At 55.6% G+C, this 23,716-nt stretch carries 16 protein-coding genes; 10 read left to right on the forward strand and 6 right to left on the reverse strand.

Going from position 1 to position 23,716, the window contains the following annotated elements; translation table 11 throughout:
* Positions 1–944: 944 nt before the first annotated feature.
* The 6 genes from HQL52_16235 to HQL52_16260 all read right to left on the reverse strand — a co-directional run bounded on the left by HQL52_16235 (position 945) and on the right by HQL52_16260 (position 6,793).
* Positions 945–1,742 (reverse strand): type II secretion system protein, encoded by a 798-nt coding sequence (locus HQL52_16235; GenBank protein ID MBF0370998.1) that lies wholly within the window; start codon positions 1,740–1,742, stop codon positions 945–947.
* Positions 1,743–1,749: 7 nt separating this feature from the next.
* On the reverse strand, positions 1,750–3,108 hold the full coding sequence (locus tag HQL52_16240; protein ID MBF0370999.1) for a hypothetical protein: 1,359 nt from the start codon (positions 3,106–3,108) through the stop codon (positions 1,750–1,752).
* Positions 3,092–4,405 carry a hypothetical protein gene (locus HQL52_16245; GenBank protein ID MBF0371000.1) on the reverse strand — a complete coding sequence of 438 codons (1,314 nt, stop codon included), beginning with the start codon at positions 4,403–4,405 and terminating at the stop codon, positions 3,092–3,094. The genes HQL52_16240 and HQL52_16245 overlap by 17 nt, the downstream gene beginning before the upstream one ends.
* Positions 4,402–4,935, reverse strand: a complete 534-nt coding sequence (locus HQL52_16250) for a hypothetical protein (protein ID MBF0371001.1) — start codon at positions 4,933–4,935, stop codon at positions 4,402–4,404. Before HQL52_16250 ends, HQL52_16245 begins: the two co-directional genes overlap by 4 nt.
* A gap of 149 nt (positions 4,936–5,084) precedes the next feature.
* A complete protein-coding gene (locus HQL52_16255) occupies positions 5,085–5,990 on the reverse strand; it encodes a prepilin-type N-terminal cleavage/methylation domain-containing protein (protein ID MBF0371002.1) in 906 nt (301 codons plus the stop codon).
* Positions 5,991–6,082: 92 nt separating this feature from the next.
* Positions 6,083–6,793: a prepilin-type N-terminal cleavage/methylation domain-containing protein gene (locus HQL52_16260; protein ID MBF0371003.1), complete on the reverse strand. Its 711-nt coding sequence runs from the start codon at positions 6,791–6,793 to the stop codon at positions 6,083–6,085.
* Between the two features lie 793 nt (positions 6,794–7,586).
* Between HQL52_16260 and HQL52_16265 the strand changes: the two genes are divergently transcribed.
* From HQL52_16265 to HQL52_16310, 10 genes are all read left to right on the forward strand, one after another.
* Entirely contained in the window at positions 7,587–8,804 is a 1,218-nt protein-coding gene (locus HQL52_16265) for a hypothetical protein (GenBank protein ID MBF0371004.1), read from the forward strand.
* 84 nt (positions 8,805–8,888) lie between these two features.
* Positions 8,889–10,499 carry a hypothetical protein gene (locus tag HQL52_16270; protein ID MBF0371005.1) on the forward strand — a complete coding sequence of 537 codons (1,611 nt, stop codon included), beginning with the start codon at positions 8,889–8,891 and terminating at the stop codon, positions 10,497–10,499.
* A gap of 157 nt (positions 10,500–10,656) precedes the next feature.
* On the forward strand, positions 10,657–12,363 hold the full coding sequence (gene mshL / locus HQL52_16275) for a pilus (MSHA type) biogenesis protein MshL (GenBank protein MBF0371006.1): 1,707 nt from the start codon (positions 10,657–10,659) through the stop codon (positions 12,361–12,363).
* Positions 12,360–13,544 carry a tetratricopeptide repeat protein gene (locus HQL52_16280; GenBank protein MBF0371007.1) on the forward strand — a complete coding sequence of 395 codons (1,185 nt, stop codon included), beginning with the start codon at positions 12,360–12,362 and terminating at the stop codon, positions 13,542–13,544. Before mshL ends, HQL52_16280 begins: the two co-directional genes overlap by 4 nt.
* A 4-nt stretch (positions 13,545–13,548) precedes the next feature.
* Complete coding sequence (locus tag HQL52_16285; GenBank protein ID MBF0371008.1) at positions 13,549–15,330, forward strand: AAA family ATPase; 1,782 nt, start codon at positions 13,549–13,551, stop codon at positions 15,328–15,330.
* 18 nt (positions 15,331–15,348) lie between these two features.
* The gene (gene tadA, locus HQL52_16290) at positions 15,349–17,019 is read left to right on the forward strand and encodes a Flp pilus assembly complex ATPase component TadA (protein ID MBF0371009.1); all 1,671 of its coding nucleotides are present in this window, start codon (positions 15,349–15,351) and stop codon (positions 17,017–17,019) included.
* Positions 17,020–17,117: 98 nt separating this feature from the next.
* Positions 17,118–18,356, forward strand: a complete 1,239-nt coding sequence (locus tag HQL52_16295; protein MBF0371010.1) for a type II secretion system F family protein — start codon at positions 17,118–17,120, stop codon at positions 18,354–18,356.
* A gap of 135 nt (positions 18,357–18,491) precedes the next feature.
* A complete protein-coding gene (locus tag HQL52_16300; GenBank protein MBF0371011.1) occupies positions 18,492–19,784 on the forward strand; it encodes a type II secretion system protein in 1,293 nt (430 codons plus the stop codon).
* Positions 19,781–20,977: a prepilin-type N-terminal cleavage/methylation domain-containing protein gene (locus tag HQL52_16305; protein MBF0371012.1), complete on the forward strand. Its 1,197-nt coding sequence runs from the start codon at positions 19,781–19,783 to the stop codon at positions 20,975–20,977. The genes HQL52_16300 and HQL52_16305 overlap by 4 nt, the downstream gene beginning before the upstream one ends.
* Entirely contained in the window at positions 20,974–23,511 is a 2,538-nt protein-coding gene (locus HQL52_16310) for a hypothetical protein (protein ID MBF0371013.1), read from the forward strand. The genes HQL52_16305 and HQL52_16310 overlap by 4 nt, the downstream gene beginning before the upstream one ends.
* The last annotated feature ends 205 nt before the right edge of the window (positions 23,512–23,716 follow it).

Below are 23,716 nucleotides of genomic sequence, written 5' to 3' on the forward strand. Positions count from 1 at the left end.
GTCAACAGGGAGTCAACCCATTGATCGCCATTCAAATGGCTTTGGCTGGCAAAATCAAATAGGGGGAGAGCAGTTACCAAATTTTTTCAAAAGTCTGTGGGCTGATATTTCGATTCCAGTTGCATATGCGGACCGGCTTCATTTCGAAATGGCAACCTGTGGACCTTCTGTAACTCATTGATTCTCCGAACCCCGCAGGCTGTGGGGTTAATGGGCGAGGTCCACAGCTTTCAGAGAACATGGCGTAGAAGAGAGAAAAATATCCCAAAATTGAGGTGGGAAGAGCAGGGAGGAAAATTTGGCTGTCGCCGTAACTGTTGATTTTATTAAGGAAAAAATGCCAACAAAGAACCCCGAATCCGTGAGGACTCGGGGTTCTTCATTTTTAAATGGTGAGCTGTATGCAACCCACAGCGGAAAAATCTCTGAAATTCTTGTGTGGTTCAAACGGAGAAGTTTTTAAGATTTTTTTTGGTGACCGAAAATGCGAAAATAAGCTTATCATATTGATTATTATGCTTTTTCATGGAAATTGCCGAACATTCTCCGGTCACGATTTGGCCGCCGTGTCACAATGAATTTCGCTGCCAGATGCGCACGGTGACCAAAATGGCTCCAAGGAAATCAGGATCACTGGAAAACGGCATCCAAAGAATCTGCTGACAACTTCCCCCACCTGGGTGGGCTTCACCACGAGTACCTGCGCAAAGCCGCCTAAAAGACGCTATCGATTTCGGAATGTCAAAGAGCCTCGGCTTGGTGAAGGTTCCGGTATCCCCTGCCCACTTCACGGGAAAAAGGATATGTCAGAAGTCGGAGATCTCACGGCCTGACCAAATTGTCCTGTCTATCAGTCCTCATGTCCAGAGAAATGTGGCGCAGGGTCCCTGGATTGACACCCCAAATTGGGCCATACGAGGTTTACGGAAGGGACAGGGCTTCCCTCATTGGCACAACAATCCCATGATGGTGGTAAAGCTGGTAGCGGCGACCACGTCATCATAAACGATATCCCAAGACTGTTCCGGGCTTGCAAAGCAGGAGCCTTCCGCGACATTGATACCATCAAAATCCAATCCGTCAGCAGGGCGGCTGCTGTCCCGGTTACCGGCGCTGGCCAGCACGAAAGCCTGGTTGGTAAAGGATCCAGCACCTTGGCAGCCGTTGGCTGAGGTGGAAAAGGGCAGGGTCGATATGGAGGCCTCTCCGGTTCCATAAGCGGGATCGCTGTTTTCCAACGCCTGGCACAAGTCCCAAATGTTTATTTGATTCACATCCTCCAGATTATCCAGACGGTTTACAGCCACAGCCAGGTCGGCGTCGTTGGGTTGGGTACCATCCACCTCCGTGGCGTCCGCAACCCGATAGACGATATAGCGAATGGGGCGCATGGCGGTATCGAGGGAGGCCTGATCGAGTACCAACGTCACATGGGGGATCATACCCGCATCCAACGTACAATCTTCCATCCCATAGCCGCTGGTGCCTGGGGTGGTGTCGGGATCTGCCGGGCAGGGGAGGCGATAGTTGGTGGAGGAAAAATTGATCAGGGCTGACTGGGCATCCGCCATGGTTCGGCTGATCTTCACCTTGTTGGCGGTATCCGTGATGCCCAACATGACCGGGGCACCAATGGTGTAGACCAGCCCCATGATCACCAACACAATGGCCAGCTCCAGAATGGTAAAGCCGGACAGTGCCGAGCCACTGGAGGGAGCGCTGTTGGGTTTACAGCTTTTCATGGCTTGGTTATTGGTACTTTTCCAGGATGTTTTTAACCGTCTTTATGCCAGTCGTCGCCTGGGCGAGGGGTGGTTTTTTTTGATTCGAGGTTTCGGTGGAGCCCCCGTCGGACTTACTTTTGAATTTGGCCTGAATACGGCTCAGAAGGCGGTTTTGTGCGCTTGCGCTGCTTTTTGTCCGGGCGTTGGTAGCCGATTGGTCCGTTTTGCCGGCCTCGTCCCCTGGCTCTTTCCCATCCTCATCCCCGGTGGGTGCGCCCCGCAGGGCATGTTCTGGAATTTCAGTCAGCACGCCGGTTTCCATGGCGATGGATTGTTGCTCCTCTCCACGGGTTAGCAGAGCTTGGTTGCGATCAATCTGGCTCAGGTGGACCCCGCTCGGCAGCGTTTCCCCTTCGTGGTACATATAGCCGTCGATCACCGCCAAGCGCTGATTGGGGCTTAAAAAGGTCATGGAGAGGCTGTGTTGTGGAAAGGGAATTGGCTCTGGCTCTGATATCTCCGGGGTGGTCTGTGCCTGGGGCTGACTGGCTTCCTCAAGGAGGGGCAGAAGAAGCTCGCTGGGGCCATCGTTGGGCAGCAGGGGCATGGGAGGGGGCGTCAGATTTGGCCAAAGCTCTTCAGAGCGTTTGACGACTCTGGTGGTATCGGTGGCGGGTTGGGCCATCATGGTGGGCGTGGTGGTGGCCTTGGCGACCAAAGGGGCATCCAACCGGGTGTTGTTGGGGAGTGACGTTTGGTTCCCTGCTTGGGTGACGGCTGCACTCAGGCTGGTGTTGAGGGGAGCAGCGGCTTGGGTTTTATTGTCCAGATCGGCAGATGGACCCCGCCACACTGGAAAGCGCCAGTTGGGGTTGGCTGGCTGGCTGTTGTCGGTTATTTGGCTGGCACTGGCACTCGCTGCCCCAGCACCACGCGCCGCTGTGTTGCCACTGTTTCCTTGGCCAGCTCCCACAGGGGTGGTAACAGAGGGGGGAGGGGCGGGCAAGGAGGCTGGGGCGTGTGGCCGCAGGATGTTCAAACGGGTGGGGGAGAGCGGTGCGGGCGTTCTGGTCCTGGTTTTGGAGGTCAGCTTACGCTGAGGGGCTTCCAGATCCTTGAGGTCGGCGCCAAAGAGAGTCGCCAGATGGACAAAAGGAACGGGTTGGGTCATGCGGCTGGGGTCTCTGATGACAGCCAGCTCCGGCTCCAGACGGGCTATTTTTTTCAGCGCCTTGCGGTCTACTTTCAGGGTGGGCATGGGGGTTGGTGCCAATCCGCCCCGGCGGATGCCGGTGGTGGTGGATTGATAGCTGATCACACCGGCCGCAGAGAGGGATATGAGAGCAACCGCCAGGGAGAGCGCGCCTTTAGCTTTGGCTTTCATGGAGTGCCCGATCCAGTTTCAGGTTGAACAGTAGATAGTGAATATCGGTTTGCAGGGTACTTTCCACCACCGAATAGCCCTTGCGGCGCATGTTGGCGACAAAGCCGTTGAAGGTCTCGACATCATTGCCAAAACGCTTGTCCACGCGACCGTTCAGATGCAACCCGACCCCCTCCTCACCATAATCGAGCTTCACCCGATCAAAGGCGACCCGGGGGGCGGCTGATTGATAAATTTGCCGCAGAATCAGGTCTGGGATGGGTTGTTGGCGGGCTTGGTCCAGGGTCTCCACCAACGCCTGGGTGTCGGTATAGTCCGGGTGCAGCTCTCCCTTGGTTTCCTTGGCCAGACCATCGTTAATCCGCTGGCGCAGGACGAAGATTTCTTCCTGTAGAGCGTTTACTTCCCGGTCCCATTGCAGGGTAAAAAATCCCAGCAGCAAGACTGCCGCTACCATGGGCAGGGCGAGCCAGGGTTCTATACGGTGGAAAAAAAAGAAGGCGCGGTCTTTCTTTTTGGAGACGGCATCGCCAATATTCAGCGCGCTCAGCAGGGGGAGCAGGGTGGAATGACGGCGCTCCTTGTTCAGCTTCAGGAGTTCTGAGCGGGCTGTATGGCTGGTGATCTGCATCACCTCGGCCAATGTTTTCACCCAGCCAAACTCTTGTGGGTCGGGGCTCAGCCAGTAGTGAAAATGGATTTCCCGGATTTTGATTTCACAGCTCTGTTCCGCTGCCAGCAGCACCGTTTGAATGAGATCCGGAAAGCGGTCGCGGTCTTCGGGGTTGCTGACCGATACCCGGGTGGATTCATAGAGGCGTTTATTGTCGGCCACCAGGAGTTCCACATGGCGGTCGTGGTGGATCAGGATGGCGGCTGGGCGTTTTGGTTTGATTTGCTCCCGGGCTTTGGCCAACAGCGAAGGAAAAGAGAAGAGCAGGTGGTGGTCGGGATCTTCGTTGGCGCTAAATTGATAGTCACCGAAGGTGGATTGATTCACAGCGGTAAAAAAACACTCCCAGGTGTGTTTGTCCCGCTCGTTGGCTGCATGAATCAGGATTTCACCCGGGCTATCCAGCTCGCCAATTTCCCGGAGCTGTTTTTCCAGCACCGGCCCGGCATCGTTGCGGCCGGCCTGGGCCACCATCACCCGGGGGATGGCCCCCTGAAAATCGGTAATCAGCCATTTGTGACGCTTGATCTTGGAGATTTTTTCCAGGGGGATCAGCTTGCGCCCCCGCAGATGGAAAAGCTGTTCATCCAGATCGATGAGCATTTGGGCGTTGCCGCGTTTCATGGCTGCCCCCCGGCTTTGAGGGCGGAGAGGGTCGTTTCGTCAGACATGGGGTCGCGCACCCAATATTCCCCCTCCAGAGAGACCAAAACGTGTTTCAGATTTTCGATGCCCTGATCGGTCACCTCCCGGGTTTTCCAATCGTCGGCATTGGGGGTTTTGACCTCCAGGGATTTGGGGATGAAATAGTAGTTGGTTCCGGGCCGGGTGTTGGCGGAGAGCCAGCCCAATTCCCGAAAGGGCACCTCTCTATCCTTGAAAGAGACCCGGTGGCGATCCCAGGCTTTCGGAGAGAGCCCGGCTGTATGGGCGCGTTGGGTGAAAAGAGTGGTGCGATCCACATAATGGCGCACCTGCTCCAGCTTCCGATAGCGGGGGTTGAGCCGACTGATGTCGGTTTTTAAAAGCTGACGCTGTCGGCTCAGATAATCCACCTTGGCCTGGGCTTCATGGGCATAGTAGGCCAATATCGGCAGCAGAATGGCCGAGACCATCAATGTTAAGGAGAGAATGCCTCCAAACAGCTTTCTCATGAATCATACCCCACTTTCAACAGAGCGCCTTTAAGCCCCACAACCACCCTACAGCCATACCCAACATCCACATCCGTCGGATCTACAGCTCCCTACATATCCGATATAGCGGTTGTTTTTTCAGCCCCGATACCACCCAATATCCAAGATTATTGGTTCATCTTGTAGTGGGCGGTGAGAACGATCACCTGATCTTCATCGTGGCGTTCCATGGTGCCCACCCCGGAGACGACATCGTCGGTACGGGTGGCGTCAGCTGCATCGCCGGTGGTGACTTCATTATAGGTGGTGGCGTTGACAGCACTCCAGGTGGTCCCTGCTTCACCCACCGTCAGGTTGGAGGCGATATCCTGGCGAAAGAGTCCTTCCCGGGCGTCGGCTTTGCCATCCACCATGGTGTCCAGCATGCGGGCCAGATCCGGGGTGATGCCGGTGATGATCATGACATTACCCGATCCGGAGCGGGTGCTGGGGGGGTTCCACTGGAAGCAGATTTGGATCTCCTGGGGGTTGCCGTTGGTATCCTGATAGATATACCGATCTTCCCGTCCTTCGGAGCGGCCCGGGGCCATTTCGATGCCCGCTGCGTCGAAGTAGGAGTGGAGTTCGTCGGAGGCGTTGGTGCGGCGGTTGACCGAGCCGGGGGTGCCTTGGAACGTACCCTGGCAGATCATGCCGGGGGGGGTGACCGTATCGTAGCTGGTGACGCCCGCATCCAGAAAACCATCCAGAATGGTGGTATCAATGGCGGCATTGACCACCATGGTTGGGGAGGTCTGGCTATCGCCCAACACCACCCCATAGCGCTCATAGTATTGATTATAAGCCTGAGCCCACTGGTCGATAAAGCTGTGCTTGATCTTTTTGTATTCCGCGTTCCGGTGTAGATCCTTGCCCACAGCCACGCCGCCCAGGATCAGGCCGATGACCGCCAACACCATGGCCAGCTCAAGCAGGGTGAAACCGGCTTGTTGCTTGCTGGGAGTGGCCTCTGTCCCCGTTGATGTGGAACGAATCGAAGGGGATTTTTGGTCTGGGGAGGGGGTGTTGAACATGGCATTTCCTCGTAAAGTGATGGCGCAAACCCTGCTGAATCCGGCAGGGGCTGACATGTTGAACCCAACAGGGTTTGACAAAAATCAGGGTTTCACTGACTCATTCGATAATAGGCGGTCATGACAGCAATCTGGTCTTCATCCAGATTGCCACCGGATGTCGTGCCGTAGGTGTCCCGGTTATCTGCAGGCCAGACCGCACTGGTGGTGGAGGGGTCTCCCGCTAGTTCATCTAGCCGAAACAGACCGAACCGGGCATCGGGGCGTCCGTCGATGGTGGTATCCAACGAGCGGGCCAGAGCGGGCTCCAGGCCTTTGATCACCATGACGTTGCGCTCCACGGAGACCCCCGCCTGATCGGACCAGTCGGTGTTCAAAAAGCAGATCTGAACTTCCTGGGGGTTGCCGTTGGTGTCCTGATAGACATAACGGTCTTCCCGCCCCTCAGCTCGCCCGGAGGGCATCTCGATACCGGCGGCATCCATATAGGCATGCAGTTCATCGGCCACGCCAGCATTGGTATCACACAACTCCGGCAGGGGGTCGACTCCCTGGATGCCGTTGACCTTGAGGGTGGGGGAATCCGCATCGTCACCCACCACCACGCCTTGGCGGTCGATATGATCGCTATAGGCGTCGGACCAAGCCTGGATGTGGCGGGCGTAGATTTTTTTAAACTCCGCACTGCGCACCACATCCTTGCCTGCGGAGACGATGCCCATGATCACCCCCAGAACCACGAGGATCACGGCCAATTCAATCAGGCTGAAACCGGCATCGGATCTATTCTGGCTATTCGACAAACGGACTCTCCTGGTGGCAATCGTGCAAGGTACGGGCTGCCAAAGTTTGTTTCTTTCAGTTACCGAATCTTGTTTTTTCCAGCTACCAAATCAGTTTGGTCAGAAGATACGCAAAGTATTCGCCAAGTCCTGCCACAGCTCCAGCAAAACGATCTTTCTGAAGGGGACAATGGGGCTATCGTTTCCCAACGATCATTTCTTTTGTTGTTTGTGCTTTGATTTATAAAAAAAACCAATCACGGCACATGTTGAATCAGGGGGATTTATTTTATGAATACTTGCGATAGCCAGAGTGTAGATAATTGTCGTGTATTCAACAGGGTAATCACATCCCTGTCAACGCATTTACTTGTCAGATTCAAATACAATTGATATGCTGCGGTCGATTGATTGTCAAGCATTGCCTTGCTAAAAGTCAAAAAGTTGAGTCGGTTTCACAGCAAAAATCAACATAAGAGCGATTGATTGTAAACCTTGAAACAGGCTGTTACACGTATTCATAAACAGTCAAAGTAGAGGCTTTTTTTCTCCTTGGAGTGATGCCTTCGGGAGAGAGTTAAACTTGCTTGTCCGCGCCATTTTTTAGTTGTCCAATAACTAAATAGACCTATCCAACAAACCTTTGATTCGATGGGGTTGGTGAGGTGATTGCTCTGATTGGGCTTGGGATGGGGCAGTGCCAGAGGGATGGTGGAGGCTGAATCGTTTTAAGCGCATGGAAAAGACGGTATACCATACCAAGTTTGACCGTTCATCAAAGAGAGTCGGGCTCTTCTGCAGGGTGGGTGTGCTCTTGTGGCTGGTTTTGGTTACATTTCCGACGGTCACAGTCGGCCAGGTGACCTCTGTCCAACAAGTGTCGGATGAGGATGCGTCAAAATCATCCTTTATCGTAGAGCTCAACCAAGTGTGTGACGGAGATCGATTTTCGGAGAAGATTCTCTTTTTTGAAAAACATCTGGATCCCGAAAAAACATCCGACACCACTGATCCACTCCATTCCGGGCTGAAAACGCTTTTGGCTTATGGACAGAGCCATCCAAGCCTGCCAGAGGTCGATAAAATCAAGGAGTGGTTTGGCTTCAGAGTGGTCTCTCTGCTCTGTCAGGAGAGCTCTGGCATCCAGGATGAATCAGGGGCCTACCCGCTGGAAATTTCCTGGGGGGAGGGGCGTCAGGATCGGGGTGTCAGGGAAATTTTTTCTGTGGAAGAGGGGCGTTCCATCCCTCTTTTAAGGGAATTTTCCCGGGCTGTTTCAAGCTTGGCCACCCAGGGTGATTCATTGCAGGGAATGATTCTTGCTGATCTGAAAGAAGCCGATTCTTTGGAGCAGGGCCGTGGGAAGGCTGAAGAGGCTGATGAGGCAGGTCAAACGGTAGAAGTGGTGGTAGATAGTGAGCCGGGGGTTCTGGCTTCTGTTTCGAAGCAGCCCCCCCCCATACAGCTACCTGCCATTGCCATCCAACAAATCGTGCTGGCAAGCCTGGAAACGCCCCCTTCCGCTTCGGAATATAAATATATTCCGGAGCCACTCGGGTTGCACGGATTGGCTATGGAAGAGGGCCAGGAGGTGGGTTCCGGGGATGGGGTTCCAGCCTCAAACCTGAATCCACTGCTGACACAACTGCTCACGGAGTGCCGATCTTTTTTGGCAGCGGACCAGTTGTTGGTCTCACCAGCACCCGGCAGCAGTGCTTTAGCTTGTTATCACACCGCCCTGCGCCTGGATCCGGACAACCTGGAGGCCCGGGCAGGATTGGAGCAGATTGAGTTGAGATATTACACCAAGGCCATACAGGATTTGGAACTGGGAAATGCTGAAAAATTTTTTGTCTATTACCGTCGGCTAAAAAGAATCAACCACACCAGCCCACATCTGGGAAAAATGGAAGATTCCTACTGTCAGCAACTGTCCGTTACACAACGCCAGAGTGAAGCGTGGCACCAACCTCCGGGTATGCCACCATGTGTCAGTGAACGTGACGAGGTTGAATCTGTATCGGCTCAATAGAGCCAGACCAGTCAATCAGGATGAGGCGTCCGATGGGTGCGTCGTTTGGGAAAAGGGCTGAGAGGCTTCCAGAACAGGATGAGTATGATGAACTCCGGAATTAAACAAACCGATCCGAATCCCCACCAACAGAAAACCCGGTACCTGGCAGGGTGGGGCGGCAAGCTGCTGTTGGCGGGTAGTCTGGCTGTGGTATTGGCCCTCTCCCCCGACAGTGCACAAGCCAGCTGTGGAAGCGAGGCTGACGCTGCTGAAGCGGCTTATGAGCGGGCGGAGGCGTTGCTGGAGCGCAATCGTTTTGCCGAGGCCGACGCTGCCTATGAAGAGGCCATCGCCGCCTATATTTCAGCAGCCCAAGCGTGTCACTGGCGCTCTGGATTGCAGGCTGAGCTGAACGAAAAAGCCGATGAACTCAGTCAAAAGCGGGCTGAAAACCAGTGCCAAATGGGATATTTTGTCACGTCAAAACAGAAGGAAAAAACAGCGCGGCTGCGGATGGAAGCAGGAGAGTGGCCCGAAGCACGCACCTCTTATGAAGCGTTGGCACAACACTTTGACGGAATTGCCCAAAACTGTGCTGGAGACCCCGGAGAGAAAGCCGAGTGGTACGCCCGCATTGCCCGGGAAAATCGTAACCAGGCGTGGTGCATGGAACGCATGGTGAAAAATGGCGTCGGTGATGTTTCCTACCGGCAAGGCTCACAAATGGCTCGGGAGGGGGATTGGGAGGGGGCTGTTCCCGCCTTTCAGAGCGCCCTGGCGGCTAATCAGTGGGCCTTGGATTATTGTCAGTCCGATCGCATTCGCCAGGCGGCTTGGTTTAATGTCCAATCCAGCAGCCAAAAACTGGACGCAGCTCTCCCCGAAAGAGCCCTGAAACGTTGCCGGGACGCCACCACAGCTGCTGTGAGCATTCCCAGCGCCGACATGGTTGAGCGCCACGTGATGGAAGATGCCTGGTGGGAGCGGGCAGAGCCGATTTTGCAGCGTCAGGCGGTTCTTTATGGTGAAGCCCATGCCCAATGTCAGGATCAACCCGGTGCCACCACCCTCAAACAGATGCAAACCACCGCCATCTCCCGGCTGAATCGTTGGGGATGTCAAACCTGGACCAACCGAGCCCATCGATTGAACACCGAAGGACACCAGGCGGCAGCGGCCGGGGAGCATAAGCGGGCGGCGGCAGCCTTTTTGCAACTACCCGGGATTCACACCAATGCGCTCTCCTACTGCCAGGCTTCCGCCGATGGGGGCGAGAGCCAGTTTGCCCATGGGCAGATGCTCGACCAGATCGCATCCTCTTCGTGTCAGGCGGTATTGGACCGGGCGGATTGGGACTTGGGACGGGGGGAGGGCTTTGCCAAACAGCAGGCCTGGCAGTCAGCTGGAGAAAAATATCAGCTGGCGGTTTCAGGCTTTGAAGTGGCTCAAAAGATGTGCCCCGAAGGCACCTTTGATGGGGACAGGGAAGGGCTGACCGTTGGGGCAACCTGTGGGCAAAAGTGGGCCGGGGCGATGGTATGGACCATCGATCTGGCGCGTGGGGTTTTGGCAGGAGATCGTGCCCGCCAAACAGCCATCGAAGCCTGGTCAGGGGTGGTGGATCACTGCCAGCCAGAGCTTGCCCGGCGCGCCACAACACACATCGAAACTTTAAAATCCGGCCAAACCCCTCAGCTTGAGGCGGCTTTGTAAGGGCTTGGTCGAGCAGGCTCTCAATCTGCGGTTTAAAATCCCGTTGCGGTGCTGTCACCATCTTTAAGGACCGCGCCATGAGAGAGCAGGCTCCCCGTATCGTTATTTGGCACCGTGACCGTTTGTGCGGGCTTAATCTTCAAGAAGGGCTGGTTTTATGAAAAATCTTCGAGCCATTTGCCTGGCTGGCTGTGTCGCTGTTTTGCTCTCCTCCTGTGCGAGCCAATCCAAGCAGGAGGATCAGTATGACGACTGGACAGGTCAAGGGGCTGCCCGGCTGCCCCAGACCGACTCCAGTTTGGCCCAGGAATCAAAACAGTTGTTCGAAGAGACCCTGGCCATGCGGGAACGCATGGAGAAAGACCAGCCCCAACCGGTCAGGCTGGAACCCGTACGTCCAGCTCCCGACCCCATGGACCATACCCTCATCACCCTGGATGTCACCAACGGCGAAATCCAGCATATTTTGAAAGCCCTGGCAGCTCAGGCCAACCTGAATCTGATGATGCATCCCAGTGTGGCGGAAGTGTCCAACCGCATTTCGGTCCACTTCAAGGAAGTCCCCGCCAGCCGGGTGTTGAACCATATCCTCCAGATCGCCGATCTACACGGCCAGATGGATGGCAACATGCTCACCATCGTGCCCTTGGAAGAGCGGGTGTTTCATCTGGACTTTTTGGAAACCGAATTTAAAACCACCATGACCGCCGGGGGAGATGTCCTGGGTAGCTCCCAGGTGGAGGGGGGAAGCAGTGGTTTGACGGGGAGCTTTGAAATCGACGGGGAGTTGCAGATCAAAAACAACCCCTACGATCAGCTGGAAGAGATGCTGCAAACCCTGGTGGGCAGTGTGAAGGATCCCAACAACCAGGGAGGGGATGTGGATTCTGCTGAAACCGTCTCCGATGCCGGAGCCCAATCCCTGGTCAATAGCGCCATTCGACAAGACACCGCCACCTACCACCTCAATCGCCTGACCGGGACGCTTTTTGTGCGGGCCAAGCAGTCGGTGGTGGCCAATGTGGCTAGACTGATCCGGATTTTCAAGGAGACCCTCGGCAGGCAGATCGTGATCGAAACCCAGATCATCGAGGTGCAGCTTTCAGAGGGGCATCAATATGGGGTCAACTGGGCGGTGTTGAGTGAAAACCTGGTGGCAGGCATGGCGGTCAACGGTATCGCCATGGATGCCATCACCGCGACGGTCTCCGGGGCGGAAATATCCTCCCGGGGGGTGAGTGTGCCGGCGGTCTCTTTTTCCAACGGCCAAAACATGCTGACCCTGGGCTACGGCAACGGCACTGTCAATGCGGCAGTCAACCTGCTGAAAAGTTATGGCGAGATTCGCATTCTCTCCAACCCTTTCATCCGCACCCAGCATGGCCGCCCCGCCTTTATCAGTGTGGGCACCACCAACTCCTATGTCTCCCGCTCGCCCTCGCAAATTTTGAGCAGCACCACGGGTGAATCCGTCGGTACGGATGAGCAGCCCCAGGTCTCCACGGTGTTCGATGGTCTGGTGGTGGGGCTCGTCCCCTTTATCGATCAGGATAAACAGATCTCCCTCACCATCCATCCCATTCAAAGTTCGGTGGATGCCGACAGCCTGGAGTTGGTGGATGTGGGCAATGACTTTAAGCTCACCCTGCCCAAGGTGGATCTGAAGGAGTTGACCACCACCCTCAAAATGAAGGATGGCGATACCGTGATGTTAGGGGGGTTGATCCACCGGATTCGCACCAACGTTACCGAGCGGGTGCCCATCCTGGGGGATCTGCCCATATTGGGTCAGGCCTTTCGTAAAGATACCGAAAGCGAATCGGGGCGGGAGCTGGTGCTGATCATTCGGGTCAACGTGATTTGAGCATTATTTACCAGGCTTTGTGGGAGCTGAACGCCCCTCACCAAGGAAAAAAGGGGGGGGGGAGCGATGCTGAGTCGCTGTTGACGGATACCCTGAATCCGCCCGATTCCCTGTTTATACCTTCTGTTGATGGTGGCACGCTGGCTGCCAAACCGTTTTCCAGGGGACTGTTTTCCCAATGGTGGGTCAAGCTTGGCCTGCTGGTCGTAGTGGGGGTTGGGGTGGCTTTGAGTGGCCGGTTTTCTGCGGATGACTCTTTTTCCACAGCCATACTCCCAAAGCCGGATCAGATCCAGATCAGCGTGATGGAGAAAGATCCGTCTGCCCCACCAACACGCTTATCTTTTCCCAGCTATCTCCCGGCTGAACCAAAAATGATACCACCCCAGGTCATTCCAGCGGGGGTTGGGGAGTGGGCAATCCCTATTCCGGCGGCCATTGTGGAGCAGGAAGCCCCTATTCCGGCGGCCATTGTGGAACGGGCGGTTCCCATACCGGCTACAGCAGCAATCCAAGCCAACTCCATTCCAGCCACAGCTGAGAAGCGTATTCCCCCTTCGGAGCAACCAGCCATTACCGGGGGAATCAGCCAGTTGCAGTTTGCCCATTTCAGCCCCCCACCAGCGCGCCGCACCAAAACCAAGCCACCCCTCACCCAAGCCAAGGTAGCCCCGGCCAAAGCTGCACAAGTCACGCCCCACAATCACGCCCCAGAGACCCTGTTGGTTGCTGAAACCAGCGATCCATCGAAGGGGAAGGGGGGAGGGGGGGAGATTGTGATCGAATCAAGTGGTTCGGACCCTGATACCCGGGGAATCGGGCCCCTCACCCAGGTGCTGTTTGATGCCATGGATGCTGGAGACGCAGCGGAGGTGGCCAAAGGTTTTCAGCGTCTGCAATCCCTGTTGGGGGCGGACAATCCCTTTGTCAAAAAAACCCAGGCTTATTGGCGTTTGCAGCAAAAGGATTATCCCCGGGCCTATGGGCTGCTCCAGGAGATATTGACCGACGACCCCACGGATCTGGAATCCCATCTCAATATGGTGATGGCGGAGATCGGTACCGGTCGCAATAAGTCCGCTGCGGGGCGCCTGCAAAAATTGCTGGAACAGTATCCGACGCACCCCAAGGTTCAGTCGTTAATGGCCATTCTCGGCTATGCCCCTTCGGTGAGGGAGTAGGGGTGTGAATGCGACCCTTCCGGCAACGGATGCTGCTGAGGTGCAAGGGCTTTTGCCTGAGGCAGGGAACCATTCCACCCCCGGACTGGCAACCTTTTTAGAGGCTTTGGGGTTGGCCAGAACCCCCTTTCCGGTGGTGCCGGATGCGGCCAATCTGTTTAAAACCGAATGGATGGCGGTCTCCTTTGCCGAGGTGGTGGATGCGGTCAATCGGCGCAAGGGATTTATCGCCATCACCGGGGAGGTGGGGTTGGGAAAATCCACCTTTTCCCGGGCTCTGCTCAACTATTTTTATGCCCAGGATATTCATGTCTCCCTGGTTCTCAACAGCTTTCTCCAAGGGGTGGATCTGCTGCGGGGGATCAATCGGGATTTTGACCTGGCGGCGGAAGGGGAGACCCTCCTCGCCCTGATGGATGAGTTGACCGATTTTTTGCTGCGGGAGTTTGGTGCTGGGCGCAACTGTGTGATCTTGATTGATGACACCCAAAACCTGACCCTCGACAGCCTGGAAATGATTCGCCAAATTTCCAATCTGGAGACAGAGACCCACAAGCTGGTACAGATCATTCTGGTGGGCCAGACAGAACTTGAAACCACCCTGCGCCTGCCCGCCATGCGGCAACTCCACAGCCGTTTGGCCTTGCACAAGCGCATTATTCCCCTGACCCGGGAAGAGCTGGTCCAGTTCGTTCACTATAAACTGGAACGGGCTGGCAACGAAAAACAGCTGACCATGAGCCGTGGGGCCTTTGGGATTCTTTTTAAAGAGACCCAGGGCAATCCCAGGAAAGTCAGCCGCCTGATGGATCGCTGCCTCTACGCCCTGATCGCGCTCAGGCGGTTTAAAATCGATTCCCGGCTGATTCGCAAGGTGGTGGGGGAGCTGAACCAGGAGCTTAATCCTCTCCCGGGCTCTTATCCGACTATTGGCTCAAAAAGTCGTTCCTCCAGCTGGATGGTGTGGGTGTTTGTGGGAGTGTTGGGGGCATTATTGCTGATTCAATCCCCAGCTTTTCTTTCTCTGAAGCCGCTGGGTGACCGGCTTTCCCTGGAGAAGGGATGGCCTGTGCTGCTCAATGAAATGGTCGAATGGTGGTCACCCTCCAGTGGGCTTAAGAGCAGCCGTGAAATACCTGCTTTAGCCCAGGCTCCTGATACCAGGGATCGTGGGGTGGCTCCGATCACCGCTGGTGTGGCTTTCAGTACCAACCAAGAGGCTCCGATCACCAGCAAGGTGGCTCCCACCCCTGAGAGGGAGCCCCATGTTGAGATGGATTCAGGCAAAAAACCGGCAGAACCAGCCAAGAGTTCGGTGGCAGCTCCGAAAGATCCGTTTTTCATCTTCACCAAAGCCTATCATCTGGAACGGTTTTCAGCCCCTTTGCAACAGGCCATCGGTGAGGGAACCCTGGATCAACTGGGGGCTCAAATTGAAGGGGCATCCGGCTTGAGATTGATCAAGCTGCCGGCTATTCCAGCGTTTATCGCCGGGCGTTTTTCGCTGCTCCGTATCCAGGAAGGGGTCGGGGAATATTATCTGCTGTTTTCCAAGCCCGATTTTACCATCGATGATCTGCACCTTTTTTCCAGTGGTGAAAAAGTCACTGAAATGGCTCAAAAGTTAAAACGCCTTGGCTACGATCCAGGGCCGGACAAAAAATGGGGAAACATCGGTCTGATGCATGCTTTGGCCAGGTTTCAACAGGCCATGGCCCTGGAAGCGACGGGCCGCTTGGATGATGCCACCCTGTTTTTGTTGAGCCAAGCCGAACACCGAACCTAGAGAGAGTGGGTTTGAACCATGAGTACGAAACGAAAGCCACTGGGCGTGCTGTTGGAAGAGCGGGGCCTGATTCGCTCCCAGCACATCAAATATGCCCTTCAGGAGCAGAAGGTGACCAACGAGCGCCTGGGGGAGGTGTTGGAACGCATGGGGTTCGTCACCCAGTTTGATGTGGCGACACTGGTGGCCGACCAGGAAAAAATCCAATATCTGGATGTGGATCGGGTGGTGCCTGAGCCCGAAGCCTTGCGGGCCTTCAATAAAAATCTCTGCGTGAAGAACGATTTTTTACCCATCAAGATTCACGATGATCATGTGGAGGTGGTCTCCGCCTCCACCAACGTCGATATCCTCCGGCAGGTGCTCCATCGCCACAGTGCGGCCTCCCGGCTGCCGATTCTCCATCAAGGGGAGCGGCGTAAAATCCAGCAGGCGATTCAGCACTATTACTATTTTTTGGAAAACCCCATCGAGGCGCTGATCGAAAAGGAGATCGCCCAGGCGACCAACAACCCGGCCTCGGCACAAAATCTGGACTCCCTGCTCTCCCACATGTTTACCCTGGCGATCCGCTATCGGGCCTCGGATGTCCACATTCGCCCCGGCCCTTTGAGCATCGCCGTCGCCTTTCGCATCGATGGCATGATGCATCCGATGTTTTCTCTCAACCTCAAGCTGATGCGCATGATCGCCACCATTAAAATGCGGGCGAAAATGGATCTGGCAGAGCAGAGAATTCCGCAAGATGGGCGCTTTTCCATCGACGTGCTCAACATGGGCTATGACGTGCGCGTCTCCACCCTGGTCTGTCCCCATGGTGAAAATGTCGTGATGCGTATTTTGGCCCGGGATCTGGGGGTGAAGGGGCTTTCGGAGTTGGGCTTTGAAAACACCGATGTGGATCGGCTGCGCAGGCTGTTCAACGAACCCTTCGGCATCATCCTGCTGACCGGCCCCACCGGCTCCGGCAAAACGACCACTCTATATGCAGGTATCCAGGCCCAGGATGTGATCGGCAAAAACATTTTGACCGTGGAAAACCCCATCGAATATCAGATTCCATCGATCAGGCAGACCGAGGTCAACGTCAAATCGGGCTACGGCTTTGCCAATGCCATCCCCCATTTTTTGCGCCACGATCCGGATATCATCATGCTGGGGGAAATTCGGGATGAGGATACCGCCAATACGGCCCTGATCGCTGCCGAAACCGGCCATGTGGTGCTCTCCACCCTCCACACCAACGATGTCTTCGGCTCGATCCCCCGGCTACTCTCTTTGGGGGTGTCCCATGTCATGTTGGCGGATTCCCTCCTGGGTGTGGTGAGTCAACGCCTGGTACGCCGCATTTGTGATAACTGCAAGGAGAGCTATTCCCCCACCCCTGAGGATTTGGCCATCATCAAGCAGGAAGAGGTCACGGAGCTGTTTCGGGGTGTTGGTTGTGAATCCTGTAACGAAACGGGCTACATTGGCCGCGTTCCCATCTATGAAATCTGGCGGGTCAGCTCGGAGGTTTCCGCAAGCCTGGCCCGGGGTGAAACCATGGACCGGATCATCGCCCTGGCCAAACAGGGGGACTATAACTCCATCTTTTCCGTGGGGGTGCGCAAGGTTTTGGATGGTGTCACGACCGTTGCCGAGTTGATTCGCATGTTGGGGCAGGGGGAAGGGCGAGCGATTGGTTGACCTCTTGGCCGATCCCTTGGTTCTCTTTGGTTCGATACCCTGTTTGGGGTGATTTTTTTTAGCTGTGTTCAGGTATAAACCTGTTTTGAAAGCGTCTTATGGCCATCTTTTACTACCGATATGTCCAACCTGACGGGCCTCGTAAATCCGGTTTTTTGCAGCTGCCCCTGACGGAAGTCCGGGATGTGCAGAGCTATCTGGAAGAGCCGGGCAACACCGTCATATCGGTCCGGCGGCTCTCCCCTTGGCTGGAACAGCTGGTTGGTGGCTTGATGCCCCTGTTTCAAAGCAAGGTGCAGCGTGATGATTTGATCATGTTTCTCAATAACATGTCAGCTATGCTCCGGGCGGGCATTTCCCTGATGGATGCTTTGCGGGTCAGCGTGGATCGGGAAGAAAATCCAGGCATGTCCCGGACGGTGGAGCAGATTCGTCTGGAGTTGGAAGCCGGAACGCGCTTTTCCGACGCCATTGAAAACCACAAGGATGTCTTTCCCCAGGCGGTCTGCTTTTTGGTGCGGGTTGGGGACGAAACCGGCACCCTGGATCGCACCCTGAAGGACGCCTCAGCCCATCTGGCCCGGGTGCGTGCCATCGCCGCCAATACCCAAAAAGTGCTGATCTATCCCGCCCTGGTGTTTCTCAGCACCCTGGGGACCGCCGGTTTTTGGATATACTATGTGGTGCCCAAATTGATGGGTATTTTTAATCAATTGCAGGTGGAGTTGCCCCCTATCACCCTGTTTTTGATGGCGATGTCCAAATTTTTGGAAAATCACGGTCTGATGTTGATCCTGGGGGTGGTGCTGTTTTTTGGTTCGGTGATCACCCTGATCAAAAAGAACAAAAGCGTCCGCTTTCGCTATCACCAGCTACAACTGCGCCTGCCGGTGGTGCGGACTCTGGTGCGCACCTCCTCGCTTTCGTTCATGTCGGAATATTTCAACCTCCTCATCTCCGCCGGTATCGATATCGTCACCTGCCTTAAAATTCTTTCCGAATCACTGGACAACGAAGTCTATGCCCGCAACATCGGTACGGTTCGGGAAGGAATTTTGCAGGGTCAAAGTTTGACGGAAGGCTTTTTAAAGGCTGGGGTGTTTCCGCCGTTTGTACTGGAAATGATCAAGATCGGGGAACAGACCGGCGCACTGCCCGATCAGCTTCAATATATCTCCGATGAATATCGGGAGCGCCTGCAAAATCTGGTCGATAATCTAAGCGAGGTGATTCAACCTTTGGCCATATTTATAGTCGGGGGCATTTTTGTCTTTCTGCTGGCGGGTCTGCTACTGCCGATCTATTCCCTGATCACCCAGGTGAGCATGGGGGTATAGGGGAATAGGGGGCTGGGGGGGCAGGGTAAAATCTTGTCGGTCCATTATGGAGTTTTCAGGTAAAATTTGATCAAGAAGGGGTGGGGTATACGCGGTTTTGGTTCGTTTCATAGCTTTGTTGGGAAGGTCTTGCCAATGAAAACAGCCCATGTCAGTCAGAGGAGTCGTGTCGGTATCCAGCGATTCATGGCGGGATTCAGCCTGATCGAGTTGTCTGTGTCCATTGTGGTGATCGGTGTTATCACGGGGGTCGCCTTATCCATGAGCACCGGTCGCAACGCCATGGAACAGGTCGCTCACCGCAGCGTGGCCAAACAGACCATGGCCACCATCAGCAGCGCCGAAGATGTGATTCTGGGCTATGCCATGCGCCACGAACGGCTGCCTTGCCCGGATACCGACGACGACGGCGATGAAGATTGTGATGGCTCCGCCGCTCTGGGCACCGTCCCCTATCTGGACATCGGGCTCTCCCAGCCTTTTCGGGATGGGGCGGGCAATCCGGTGGTGTATGGCGTCTATCGAAATCCCGATGTGGATGCCGACCTCACGGTTATCAGTGATCGAATGTCCCCTTGGTTGCTCTCTGCGACCAGAGATTCCGAACCCAATACCAGCGGTGAAATTGCCGATCATGTAGGCTACGAAAACCGGATGGATTTTTGCCGGGGGCTTTTCAATGCCATGCGGGCCAAATCCAGCGGCAGCTATACCCACGACCCCAGCGACTATATTCACATCAAGCGGGATACCTCCTACCTCAACCAGGCCTATGTTTTGGCCAGCGGCGGCATGATGGATGCCGATGGGGATGGGTCTCACTTTGATGGCGAAAATGCCAACACCCCCGCCCTTCAGTTTGAAACCCCGGATCGACGTAAAAGCGATACCAGTACCGATGGGAACGGCCAGATTGTGGGGGGCTACGACGATATCGTCCGGGTGATGCCCTTCGGGGTGTTGGCCTATAAGCAGGGGTGCTACGAAGCCAATATGGCCATGAAGGCCCTGGCCATGTCCACCGTTGCGGCGGACGACAAATATATCGCTTCGGTCAACTCCTATTACAATGCCGTCCATGGGGTGAATGTCGCCACCTATGACCGGGATACGGCCATTTATGGCACGGTCATGACCGCAATCGATGTGGCGGTGATTGTTTTTGACGCTTCGTTGACCATCGCCGGCATGGTGAAAGGCAGCACCGTGGTGGCGGCTGATCTACCCGGCTTGGCCATGGCCGCCTATAACGCCGGTATGGCCATATATGGTGCAGCCGATGGGCTGAAAGGGGCGATTGATGGCTTGTCTGATGCTGAGGAAGGGCTGGAAGGAGCCATCGAGACGGAAGATGAAGCCTGGGGAAGCCTGGAGGGTATTTGGGAGGAAGCGGCACAAATGGATAAAGATCAGGGGATCAAGCGATGAGGCGCCCACCCAATATCCGAATCTTCGGTTTCAGTTTGATCGAGATGAGTGTGGCCATGGTGGTGTTGGGTATTTTGGTGGGGGCGGGGCTCTCGGTGGCGCCGCAACTCCTGAAAGAGGGAGAGCAGGCGGGCCATCCTACGGCGGTCCCCAGTGACCAACTGCTGGATATGGCCGAAGGGGGGCTTCTGGCCTTTTTAGCCACCCACAATCGCCTGCCCTGTCCGGACAGCAGCAATGAAGATGGCCTGGAGGATTGCGGCGACAATCTGTCAGTGGGGGAATATCCCTGGCGCAGTTTGGGTTTTTCCGCGCCCCTGGCAGACTCCAGCGAAACCCCGGTGCGCTATGGGGTCTATCGCTACAGCCACTCCAGCACCCTGGAGGATGCCGACCTGGCCGACGCCACCGAAAAAAACCGCTTCATTCCCTCGATTCCCGGCTACACCGCCAGTGAATTCAATCTATTGGATTTTTGTACCGCTCTGCGCAACGCCATCAAACGCCCTGAAGACAGCTCGATGATCCATACCGTGGATGAAGATGGCATCATCGTCAATCCCGCCTTCATATTGGTGAGTGGTCATAGCTTTGATGCCGAAGGGGATGCGGTAAACGGCTCTTTTGATGGTCGCAATGAAGCCGGTGTGGACTTTGAGCAGCCCAGTAAGGATAGAAGCCGCACCTATGATGATGTGGTGCGCTCTGTGGGGCTGTTTGATCTTTCCAGTCGTCTCTCCTGTGGCCTGATGATGGCCTCGGCCAACTCCCTGGCCATGCTTGCCACGGCGGATGAGTTTCGGGTGGAGCAGGCCAAATATGCCACCAGCAACGGCGAGTGGAATGTGGAGATGACCGGTTGGGATATTGCCGATGCAGCTCTTGGTACCATCGGCAATGCGGCGGATATCTGTGTGGCAGGGGCACAATTGGTGTGTGACATTCCGGCCTCTCCGTGTGGCTCAACCAGTGCGATTGCCATGGATGTGGTGGGGCTTGGGGGAGCTGTTTTGCAGCAGATTTTGGGCTTCGTCAACTTGGCGGAGAGAACAGCTGCCCTGATCATAGCCAAAGAGCACCAGGCAACCGCCGAAGAGCTGGAGGAGGCTGCCCAGGCGAGTGCGGAAATATCCAAGGCGCGGGCGATCAAGGCCGATGAAAATGCCCACTTTGGCACGGAGACTACGCCATGAAGAGGCTCCTGCGATCATTCCTGAAAAGATCCGGCTCCAGCTGTGGGAGGCCGGACAGCATGGAGGGGTTCGGCCTGCTGGGGGCTATGGGGGCTTTGCTGGTCCTGGGTGGGGCTATTGCGGTATCCATCAACATGATGCCCGGTCAGCAGGAGCGGGAGTCGGTGGAGTTTACCCAAAAGCTACTGCCGCGAATCAGCGACATGCTGACCGATTTTGCCGCGACCCATAGTCGCCTGCCCTGTCCGGATTTGAACGACAACGGCTATGAAGGGGATGCCAGCGGCAACTGCACAGCCGGTCAACAGGTGGGAACCGTGCCCTGGCGCACCCTGCGTCTGGCTGATCCAACCCTGGATGGGATGGGTGTGGCTGTGCGTTATGGGGTTTTCCGTGACAGTGACAAGGCGGACCTCACCGTAGCTGACAACTATTTTACCCCGGAATTTCCCACGGTGGATGGGGCGGCAGCACAATACAGCTTTGAACCGTTTGCCTCCATCAGCTCCGATATTCATACCAACTCCACTCTTTCGACCTTTGGCACTGTTGTCGATGAAATCAAATCAGCCATTCCAGGCGGTGATATCATTTTGCCGGGCAACCTGGCGGAATCGTTTTCCCTCCATGGCCTTTTGAACAAGCAGGATGGTCTGGTCGATAAGTTGGACAGCACCTCGGAGGCGATCAATCTCTACGATCTGTGCGTCAACCTGGATGCGGCTGCCGAAGCGGACTCCGATTCAGCGCTTTCCCATTTGGATCCCACAGCTGCGGCGGAAGCCTACCAGGAAGCCTATGACGCTGAGTATGCCAGAGCCACTGAGGAATCAACCTACTCCACCGCCGTTATCACCCAAATGGCCAAAGAGAAGGGAGAAGAGGCTGCCAAACTGGTTGAGGAGCAAAATCCGGCTTACATCCTGGTGAGTGGCAACCGTTTGGATGCGGATCAGAATGGGGCAGATGGGGCTTTTGATGGCTACAACGAAGGGACGGATGCGCGTTTTGACAACCCCTTGCGGGGGCGCAGTGGCACCTATGACGATGTGATGATGGCGATGTCCCTGGATAAATTGCAGGTCAATCTGGGCTGTTCGGCTTTTATCACCGCCATCGATGGCATGACCACCCTCACCCAGGATTGGCTGTCGGAGTCGGCTGGGGCCCAGGCCAATGACATGCAGGCGACCATCTCTTTGGTGATGGGCTATTGGGATGTGTTGAATGCCGGTTTTGACCTGGCGGGTATCGGTACCTGTGCCGCTTCCCAGGTGACCACCGTGGGGATCTGCTCGCCCAACTTTCCGGCGGGAACGGCTGGTGCGGTTGCTTGTGGCGTTGCGGCGGGCGCTTGTATCGCCTGTGGGGCGGTAGCAGTTACCAATTTGGTTGCTTCGACCCTCTCCCAGGTGACGGCTTATCGCAATAAGGTCGCCTCCAGCGAAACCGTCGATGGCTCTGTGGCGATGCTGGCAGAGGTGATGAATGCGGCTTGGGGCATGGATGAGTATGGGGCGCTCTATCCTTACGCTGTTGAGCCCATCACCGACTATGGCGGATTGGTGTTGGCTGAAATCGATCAGGATGCCGTGGATGCCGCTGAAGCTGAGGCCAACGCTTCCCTGGAAGAGATGGAGTCGGAAAACGACGACAATCTGGCCGCTGAGATGGCCGATGTTTTGGTCAAAATTGCCGAATCCCGCGCCGAAGCAGTGGAAAATAAAACCTTCCTTGAGGATCTGGAAACCACCCTCACCGATGGTTTGACTGCCCGGGGGATAGCGGTCGAAGATCTGACCACGGAAGTGCTTCCCCTGGGGGCGGTCTACAATAATGAGGATCCCCCGGTGTTGGTCACCGCTGGCTTGAGCCTGTCCGCCGCTGAAACCACCCAACTCGCCATGGCTTTGGATCTGGATGAGGAGATGCGGGACGAGGCCCTTTCCCCCTCTCTGCGGGATCGGATCAGCTATGAATTGGGGGATGAAACGGTCATCGTGGGGGACGCCTCCCTGGCCAGCAGTTATACCTATATCGATGAAGCGCCCAGAGGCCCCTACGATGGCCAGCTGGCACCGGATCCGGATACGGAAGAGGCTGAAAACGCCCGGAATGCCCTGAACTATATTCGGGATGAGATTATCGATGGCCTCATGCCGACAGTGGACCCGGACCTTCAGGCAGATATGGATGCTGCCAGCAACAGTCTGGCCGAAGCGGAAGCGGAAGGGGCGTCGGTTTCCACGGAGGGGCTGGATGCCGAAACTCTGGCTGAAATTGAGGCCAACCAAGCCATGGTTGAGGAGGCCAAGGCTGCCCAGGAGGAAGAGAAAGAGCTGACCCGGGATGAAACCAGACAGCTTCAGGAGCTGGTGGCATTTGAGGATTTGGTGGAAGAGATGAACCTGGCGGAATTGATGGCTGAAATTGAGGAAGGCATCACCTCCCAGGATAGTCTGATTTTCGATCTGGATTGTATCGTCAGCAGCATTCAGGGCCCTGATGATCCCGATTGTCCGGATCTTTTGTAGACATCATGTGTTGACCTGGTTCTGTCAGGTTAAGCAAAAAGCGGCCGAACCGATCTCCAAAGCCCAATGCGCAGGCTTGGTTTTCTTCAGTTTTCGGACGTAACTCCGGTGACCTCCTTCCACTCTTTCCTGGGTTTCTGACGGGTAGACACGGAAATTTGTAAAATCCCGTTTTATAACGGGATGTTGTGCAGGTTATCCCCAC

Source organism: Magnetococcales bacterium, from assembly GCA_015232395.1.
In the GTDB taxonomy this organism is placed as follows: Bacteria; Pseudomonadota; Magnetococcia; order Magnetococcales; family JADFZT01; genus JADFZT01.

Coding starts and splice junctions, on each gene's coding strand:
- HQL52_16305 (MBF0371012.1), top strand. CDS start 19,781: ATGAGGCGCCCACCCAATATCCGAATCTTCGGTTTCAGTTTGATCGAG.
- HQL52_16245 (MBF0371000.1), bottom strand. CDS start 4,405: ATGAAACGCGGCAACGCCCAAATGCTCATCGATCTGGATGAACAGCTT.
- HQL52_16255 (MBF0371002.1), bottom strand. CDS start 5,990: ATGTTCAACACCCCCTCCCCAGACCAAAAATCCCCTTCGATTCGTTCC.
- HQL52_16295 (MBF0371010.1), top strand. CDS start 17,118: ATGGCCATCTTTTACTACCGATATGTCCAACCTGACGGGCCTCGTAAA.
- HQL52_16310 (MBF0371013.1), top strand. CDS start 20,974: ATGAAGAGGCTCCTGCGATCATTCCTGAAAAGATCCGGCTCCAGCTGT.
- HQL52_16270 (MBF0371005.1), top strand. CDS start 8,889: ATGATGAACTCCGGAATTAAACAAACCGATCCGAATCCCCACCAACAG.
- HQL52_16250 (MBF0371001.1), bottom strand. CDS start 4,935: ATGAGAAAGCTGTTTGGAGGCATTCTCTCCTTAACATTGATGGTCTCG.
- HQL52_16300 (MBF0371011.1), top strand. CDS start 18,492: ATGAAAACAGCCCATGTCAGTCAGAGGAGTCGTGTCGGTATCCAGCGA.
- HQL52_16240 (MBF0370999.1), bottom strand. CDS start 3,108: ATGAAAGCCAAAGCTAAAGGCGCGCTCTCCCTGGCGGTTGCTCTCATA.
- tadA (MBF0371009.1), top strand. CDS start 15,349: ATGAGTACGAAACGAAAGCCACTGGGCGTGCTGTTGGAAGAGCGGGGC.
- HQL52_16235 (MBF0370998.1), bottom strand. CDS start 1,742: ATGAAAAGCTGTAAACCCAACAGCGCTCCCTCCAGTGGCTCGGCACTG.
- mshL (MBF0371006.1), top strand. CDS start 10,657: ATGAAAAATCTTCGAGCCATTTGCCTGGCTGGCTGTGTCGCTGTTTTG.